The sequence below is a fragment of the Peptoniphilus sp. DNF00840 genome (genome assembly GCF_001553125.1).
In the GTDB taxonomy this organism is placed as follows: domain Bacteria; phylum Bacillota; class Clostridia; order Tissierellales; family Peptoniphilaceae; genus Peptoniphilus_A; species Peptoniphilus_A vaginalis.
In genome coordinates, this window is the sequence record NZ_KQ960205.1 from 46,617 (window position 1) to 54,372 (window position 7,756).

At 32.5% G+C, this 7,756-nt stretch carries 10 protein-coding genes; all 10 read right to left on the reverse strand.

What is annotated here, in order from left to right:
* Window positions 1-8 precede the first annotated feature (8 nt).
* The 10 genes from recO to HMPREF1864_RS04010 all read right to left on the reverse strand — a co-directional run bounded on the left by recO (window position 9) and on the right by HMPREF1864_RS04010 (window position 7,630).
* A complete protein-coding gene (gene recO / locus HMPREF1864_RS03965; RefSeq protein WP_062571550.1) occupies window positions 9-713 on the reverse strand; it encodes a DNA repair protein RecO in 705 nt (234 codons plus the stop codon).
* Window positions 697-1,602 carry a GTPase Era gene (gene era, locus HMPREF1864_RS03970; protein ID WP_062571551.1) on the reverse strand — a complete coding sequence of 302 codons (906 nt, stop codon included), beginning with the start codon at window positions 1,600-1,602 and terminating at the stop codon, window positions 697-699. The genes recO and era overlap by 17 nt, the downstream gene beginning before the upstream one ends.
* The gene (locus tag HMPREF1864_RS03975) at window positions 1,592-2,002 is read right to left on the reverse strand and encodes a cytidine deaminase (protein WP_062571552.1); all 411 of its coding nucleotides are present in this window, start codon (window positions 2,000-2,002) and stop codon (window positions 1,592-1,594) included. Before HMPREF1864_RS03975 ends, era begins: the two co-directional genes overlap by 11 nt.
* Window position 2,003: 1 nt before the next feature.
* Window positions 2,004-2,711, reverse strand: coding sequence for a diacylglycerol kinase (locus HMPREF1864_RS03980; protein WP_062571553.1), 708 nt, complete (start codon window positions 2,709-2,711; stop codon window positions 2,004-2,006).
* Window positions 2,712-2,715: 4 nt separating this feature from the next.
* Window positions 2,716-3,162, reverse strand: coding sequence for an rRNA maturation RNase YbeY (ybeY, locus tag HMPREF1864_RS03985; protein ID WP_062571554.1), 447 nt, complete (start codon window positions 3,160-3,162; stop codon window positions 2,716-2,718).
* A complete protein-coding gene (locus tag HMPREF1864_RS03990) occupies window positions 3,162-4,175 on the reverse strand; it encodes a PhoH family protein (RefSeq protein ID WP_156435952.1) in 1,014 nt (337 codons plus the stop codon). Before HMPREF1864_RS03990 ends, ybeY begins: the two co-directional genes overlap by 1 nt.
* 82 nt (window positions 4,176-4,257) lie before the next feature.
* Window positions 4,258-4,926 carry a hypothetical protein gene (locus HMPREF1864_RS03995; protein ID WP_062571555.1) on the reverse strand — a complete coding sequence of 223 codons (669 nt, stop codon included), beginning with the start codon at window positions 4,924-4,926 and terminating at the stop codon, window positions 4,258-4,260.
* Entirely contained in the window at window positions 4,926-5,918 is a 993-nt protein-coding gene (floA, locus tag HMPREF1864_RS04000; protein WP_062571556.1) for a flotillin-like protein FloA, read from the reverse strand. Before floA ends, HMPREF1864_RS03995 begins: the two co-directional genes overlap by 1 nt.
* 8 nt (window positions 5,919-5,926) lie before the next feature.
* A complete protein-coding gene (locus HMPREF1864_RS04005) occupies window positions 5,927-6,649 on the reverse strand; it encodes an NfeD family protein (protein WP_062571557.1) in 723 nt (240 codons plus the stop codon).
* Window positions 6,650-6,745: 96 nt separating this feature from the next.
* On the reverse strand, window positions 6,746-7,630 hold the full coding sequence (locus HMPREF1864_RS04010; RefSeq protein ID WP_062571558.1) for an HAD family hydrolase: 885 nt from the start codon (window positions 7,628-7,630) through the stop codon (window positions 6,746-6,748).
* Between the last annotated feature and the right edge of the window lie 126 nt (window positions 7,631-7,756).

Consider the following 7,756-nt stretch of genomic DNA (forward strand, 5'->3'; position numbering starts at 1 on the left):
TTTCCTCCTTAATTAAACAGCTTGTCAGACTTAAAACTGCTTATATCTAAATTGTATTTTATATACTTTATTATAATATTATGCAGGTATTTTTTTCTGCTTTTTTCAAAATCTTCTATGTTTTCTAATTCTTCAAGCTTGCCATAAAGAATTGAATTTAAAAAATGCAAATCTCTTCTTGTTAGTGAAAAAGAATAAGGATCTTGAAAATCAATTATTCCTTCCCTAATAGAAAAGTAAGATTTTTCATTAATATCAAGTTTTGGTCTATAACCTATAAAGCTAAGATATTTTAATTCAAAGGCAAGAGCAAGTCCTATGGGATCTGTGGTAAAATTAAAAAATTTTAAGGTTTTTCTTAAGAGATCAAAGGCTTTTTTGTTAGCCTCACCACTTATAGATGATTTATCTATAATCTCTAATAATAGGGATGCATAAATTAGATTATCGTAATTTTCCCTAATTTTAAAGTTTGACTCTAAGATTTTTGAATCACTAATATAGAAAAAACTTTGTCCCTTTTTTAAGAGATATTCATTTAGACCAAATATTTGTGAAACACTTAAATTTCTGGACTTAGGGCTCATAGCTCCCTTTACCATAATGGAAATCTTCCCATACTCCTTGGTGAAAACCTTAATTATCTTAGAAGATTCACCAAATTCCATTTCATTTATAACTATGCCTAGAGTGTAATTATTTGTCGTAACCAAATCTCTTTACCAAATTATCTCTGTCTCTCCAGTTTTTCTCAACCTTAACCCAAATTTGAAGATTTACCTTGGCATCTAAAAGTCTCTCAGCGTCTTCTCTTGCTTCGGTCCCAATTCTCTTTAGCATAGAACCATTTTTTCCAATAAGAATTCCCTTGTGAGTATCCCTTTCAACATAGATGTTTGCATCAATATCATACATATTTTTATCTTCTCTTTTTTTGAATTTTTCAATTGAGATTGCAAGACCATGGGGAACTTCTTCATTTAAGTACATAAGTCCTTTTTCTCTTATGATTTCTGCGACAATAAATCTCTCATTTTTGTCAGTAATCATGTCTTCTGGATAGTACATCGGTCCTGCTTTTAAATACTTTTTAAGACTTACTAAGTAAATATCTACTCCATTATTTTTCATAGCAGAAATAGGAATTATTTCGTCAAAAATTTCTTCTTCTGCGTACATTGAAATAATTTCTAAGAGTTCATCTTTTCTTATTGTATCAACCTTATTTATTAAAAGTATAATAGGTAGCTTCCCCTTGTATTCTTTTAAGATATCTATAATTGATCTTTCAGCTCTACCAATTTTTTTTGAAGTGTCAACTATATAGGTAATCACATCTGAATCTTCTATACCCTCTTTTGATTCAGTTAGCATAAACTCTCCCAACTTATTTTTTGGTTTTTGTATTCCAGGTGTATCTAAAAATATTATTTGTGCATCTTCATCTGTATGGATAAAGGTAATATTTTGCCTGGTTGTTTGGGGTTTTGAAGAAATAGCTGAAATTTTCTCTCCAATTATTGCATTTAATAAGGTAGACTTTCCAACATTGGGCCTCCCTATTACTGATACATAGCCCGATTTAAAAATTTTATCTATCATTTTCATCTCCATCTAGGTCTTCTGGACCAAAGGAATGAGGCAAAATTTCCTCCATTCCAAATATTTTATAGTCTTCAGTAGAATTTGCTATTATTATTTCTGGATTTTTTGAAAATTCACGAATAACCTGTCTACAAACTCCACAAGGGAATGTATAATCACTGTCCCCAACTATAGCTATCTTTTTAATTTCTCTCTTACCTTCAGATACTGCTTTAAATATTGCAGTTCTCTCTGCACAATTAGTTGGAGAATAAGAAGCTATTTCAATGTTGCCGCCAGCATAAACTGATCCATCTTCCATCTCAACTGCACACCCCACATTAAAGTGTGAGTAAGGCGTATATGTCATATTATCTCTTGCATCAAGTGCAAGTTCAATCAATTTTTTATATTCCATTTTAACCAACTACCTTAAATACAAATATTGCAACGCAAACTCCCAAGATTGCTCCAACGACAACTTCAGAAACCTTATGAATTTTTCCTTCAACACGACTTTCTGCAACGAGAAAGGCCAGTCCGAAGGAGCAAAGTGTAACAAGAGAGTTTTCTGCTATCATAGTTATAATTGTCGCTGCACAAAAAGAAATTGCAGAGTGTCCACTTAGGCCTCCTCCTTGAAAATAAGTGCCTCCACTTTTCTTAGCCATTATAAGCTTGGCTCCAACTGTTGCTATGATAATTATTAGCAAGGATACAAAGGCCAAGTGATTTGGCATATTTTTTATCTTAAATAAAAGCAAGTCTCCAAAGGATGCAAACTTGTCATAAAATACTAAATAAGCTACAACGGCAGCATTTAACGCCGTAATTAAAACTGCTCCAGCCGATATGTCCTTTATATACTTTGCAATAGGGTTATATTCCTGTACTACTAAATCTACAGTTCTCTCTATTGCAGTGTTAATCATTTCTGCAAATACAACTAGTGTAATGGCAAATAACATTAATAGAAATTCTGTAGATGATATATCAAAGAAAAGTGATAAAATTATAACTCCGAGAGCAGCAAGATAATGAAACTTCATATTTCTCTCAGTCTTTAAAACAGAAATAATTCCCTGGACTGCGTAATTAAATGATGAAATAAAGCGTCCTTTTTTCATAAAATCACCTATAAATTTCAAGTTCCTTCATGGCTAACTTTTCTCTTTCTCTCATTTCTCTTTTGTCTTCTTCTTCCATGTGGTCGTATCCTAAAAGATGGAGAATACTGTGTACTGTTAAATAAGAAAGTTCTCTCTCATGAGAATGACCAAGCTCCTCTGCTTGCTCCATTACTCTTCTTGTATTTATTATAACATCTCCAAGAATCCTCTTGTCTATAATAAATTCATCATCCATAGGAAAAGATAAAACATCTGTAGATTTATCTACTCCCCTGTAATCCCTGTTTAAATTTTTAATTTCTTCATCTCCAACAAAGGAAACAGATACTTCAACTTCATCATCAAGACCTTCAACTTTTAAAACAGAAGCAATAGATTTTTCAACTAAAGATTTTATTTCATCAGTTATTTCTATATCATCTTGTCTGTCATCGTAATAAACTTCCATTACTTTCTCCAGTTCTTTGACTTCTTAGCCTCAATTACCTTTTTGGCCTTATCATTTGTCTTTTCGTATTTTTCATAAGCATCTATTATCCTTTGAACAAGGGCATGACGAACAATATCATTTTTATTGAGATAAGTTATCCCAATTCCCTTTACTCCATCAAGAATTTTCAACACAGTTTTTAATCCAGATTGTTTCCCTCTTGGTAGGTCTATTTGTGTAACATCGCCAGTGACAATAGCCTTAGACCCATATCCAAGTCTTGTTAAAAACATCTTCATTTGCTCATTAGTTGTATTTTGTGCCTCATCCAGGATAACAAAGGCTGAATCAAGAGTTCTACCCCTCATATAAGCAAGTGGTGCAACCTCAATAAGTCCCTTTTCAAATAAATTGTTATAGGTGTCGTGTCCAAGTATCTCGAACAATGCATCATAAAGGGGCCTTAAATAAGGATCTACTTTATTTTGTAAATCTCCAGGAAGGAAACCCAAGTTTTCTCCAGCTTCTACAGCAGGCCTTGTCAAAATAATTCTGTTAACTTCCTTTGCCTTAAGGGCACGAACTGCCGCTGCCATAGCAAGGTATGTTTTTCCAGTACCAGCTGGTCCGATTCCAAAAACAATGTCATTATTATTTATATTATCAATATATCTCTTTTGACCAAGAGTCTTAGCTCTTATAGGCTTGCCCATAGATGTATAAACCAAGGTATCCTTTAAGAGCTCTGCTACTGGTCTCTTCTCATTATTTTTAATAAGTGAAATCGCATATCTTACATCTGATAGGCTTAAAGAATTTTGTTGCCTAGCAGTTTCAACTAAGTTTGTTAAAAGAACTGCCCCATCTTCAACTACATCTTCTTCCCCACTTATAAAAATCTTGTCTGCTTTGGATTTAATACTAAGCCCAAGTTCTTTTTCTATAAGAGCAATATTTTCATCTAGCTTGCCAAATAAAATTGACATTAAGTTTATATCATTAATTTCAATGGATTTTTCCATTTTAGTCAAAAAATATACCCCCTTAAACGTGACTTTAATAATACCATAAAAAGGCTTACTTTTCCATAGATTATGGAAAGCAAGCCTTGATTTATCTTAGACTTAAAGGTTTATCAAAAATTTCTTTATAAATTTGAATTTTAGGTAAGTCTTCTTCATTAAAGTTTAAAAAAGCATCAATAAAGTTTTCGTCCTCTTCATCTTCATAAATTACCCTGTCTGATTCACATTCTTTTATGAATTCACTTTCAAAAATCTTTTCGGGAATCTTTTCTAGATTAATGGATCCTTCCAAAACCTCTTTGTTATTCTCATCTTTTGATTTTCCTGAGTCCTTATCAAGTGAAGGTTTCTTTTCCAAAGAATTTTTCTTAAGTTCTTTTTGAGTGTGGATAGGATCTTTATTGATTAGTTTTCTATCACTTTTTTCTTTAACTTTATTTTTAGATTTATCCTTTTCTTCTTTAAAGATTTCTTTAAAACTTTTGCCTAAAGTTTCCTTTTTATCTTTTTCTTTTTCTTTTTCTTTTTCTTCTTTGATTATTTTTTTGATTTCATCGATTAAACTTTCTGAATCTGATTTCACATCACCATGAATATTTTTAGAATTTGAATTATTTCTCTCAGCTTCATAAAAATCCTCAGTCATTTTCTTTTTGCCCCTGTCAAGAATAGTTAAAAGGACTTTAAAAATTACAATGAATATTATGGCTGGCATAAGAGATATAATTGCAATTACTAAACTAAAAATAGATCCCATTATTTATTTTCCTTTTTGTGATTTTTTTCAGGGATTTTTGAAATTGACTTTCTCATATCAGTATCAGAGTTTATATTTTGCATCTTATAATAATCAAATACTCCAAGATTTCCACTTTTTAAAGCTTCTGCCATTGCTATTGGTACTTGAGATTCTGCTTCTACTACCTTTGCCCTCATAGCTTCTACTTCAGCCTTCATTTCTTGTTCACGAGCAAGAGCCATGGCGCGTCTTTCTGATGCCTTAGCTTCAGAAATTCTCTTATCAGCCTCTGCTTGATCAGTTTGCAATCTTGCACCAATATTTCTTGCAACGTCCACATCTGCTATATCAATTGATAAAATTTCGTAGGCCGTACCTGAGTCAAGTCCCTTATCTAATACAACTCTTGAAATTGAATCAGGATTTTCTAGTACTGACTTGTAACTTTTTGATGAACCTACTGTTGTTACAATACCTTCTCCAACTCTTGCAATAATAGTTTGTTCTCCTGCACCACCAACAAGTCTTTCTATGTTGGCTCTAACAGTTACCTTTGCCTTAACTATGACTTCAATACCGTCTTGGGCAACAGCAGAAATATTTGGTGTTTCAATTACCTTAGGGTTTACTGAAACTTGAACTGCTTCAAGCACATCTCTACCTGCTAGATCAATGGCAGCTGCCCTTTCAAATTGTAGGGGTATATTTGCTCTTTGTGCTGCTATTAGCGCATCTACAAGTGTATTTACATTACCACCTGCAAGGTAGTGGGCTTCAAGACTAGATATTTCAAGATTAAGTCCAGCCTTAGTTGCCTTTATAGCTGGTCTAACAATTCTTGAAGGTTTTACTCTTCTAAGTTTCATTCCAATAAGCTCTGATATTTTGATTTTAACACCAGAGAAAAATGCAGTTACCCATAGTCCAACAGGCACGAAGGACAAGAACATGGAAACTACGATGATGATTACTGCAATTATAAAAATACTTCCAATTGGATAATATGACATAAATCCTCCTATATATTTTCGACGTAAACTCTTGCGCCGCTAATTTTAACAACAACTACTGATTCATCTTTTCCTATAAATCCAGTATTTGAAACTACTTCTATCTTCCTATCTCCTAATATAGCATAACCTGTTGGCTTTAGGGGAGTTTTTGTTATTAATACATCTCCTGGAGAAACTTCTGCTGCTTTAACACTTACATAACCCTTGTCGCTAGAACTTTCTTTAAAAAGTCTAAGCCTATTAATTGCTTCAGATTTAATTCCTCTTTTCACTAACCCGTATCCAAGAACTAATGCAATAACTAGGGCAAGCGCTAGAGAAAATAGGGCAAAATATATGTCCCTCATAGATAGGACTAAACCAGCAGAAACTGCGATGATGCCACTAACTCCAGCAACTCCAAAGCCTGGTATCATTATTTCAAATCCTAATAAGAGTAAGCCTATAACAAATAGAGAGATTTCAAAAATATTGGTATTTCCCATTTTTATAGCTCCCCAGAAAAAGGCAGAAAAGCTGGCTATTGAAATAATCCCAAATATACCAAAGCCTGGTGTTAATACTTCAAAAACGGCTGTTACAATTGCCGCAATAAGTAAAATAGAAAAGACATAATCCTTAGAAAAAATACTTTCTAAAGATCCTGTCTCCTCAGCTTTTGCATAAACAAAATTTATTAAAAACATAAAAAGTGGGAGACTGTAAAATAAATTTTTATGTTTCTTCAATTTAACCTCCTTTGCACTTATTACTATTTTACCCCAAAGATTTTATGAATAATCTAAATCTTTTTTAAGATTAGGTATTGACATTATTAAAATTTTTTAAGATTCCATAGCTTCTTTAAAGCAATTGTAGTGTCGTGATTCTAACTTTTCATTAAAGACTGTTCGTTCTATAATATTTTTTATTAAAAGATCTAGCTCTTTGTTTTCTCTATAGTCTGCAGGAGCAAAATATTTAATTCTGTTGTCCTTGATCATCTTATAAACCTTGTCTTTAGTTTGCGCTGGATTGTAAACTCCAACAGAAAATCCCCCATAAGTGTTCACTAATTTCATACATGGGATGTCAGTATCACTATCTCCAATATAAACAATATTTCTGAAGGGAACCCTTATCTCATCAGGTGGAAAATAATCATTAATACCTGGGTCGTTAATATCTAAAGTTCCCTTCTGAATTCTAAAAAGAAACTGAGTTTTGTTAGTGTAATTAACAACTTGTGCTGGCCATCTTGCTATACCCTTGTCATCAAAATAAAAGGAACTTGCATAAATTTTTTCAAACTCACCCTTTTTAGCAATCTCTGTGCCTTCAATCATTTCTTTGATTCCAGAGGAAATTATATAATGTTCTACAAGAACTCCCCTCTCTAATCCATACTCTCTTATACGTCTAAACCAATCATCAACACCTAAAAACAATTTTACTTCAGCTCCATAAGCCTCTAAAGTTTTTCTATCTAACTTATGATGATCCTTAAACTCATTTACCATCATATACATATAAGACAAGTTCTCATCCATATCATTATCTTCTGCTATTCCATTTGATTTATTCCAAAATTCATTGGCTTCATAACCCAAAGATTGAATGTAGCCTTGTGCCTGCATCTCATTTGGTGTCAGTGTCTTATCAAAATCATAACAAATAGCAATCACAGGAAGCCTTTCCTTATGTTTTCTTAAATAATTCCTCTCACTCATATAAGTCTCCTTATTAATGAAATATAAAAAATTAATACTTTAAGTTTTATATCTAAAACTTGCAAGATAAAAAATTTAAAAAAAACCCAGGGAAATGAACTGACCCCCAAAAGTTGGACTAACAAA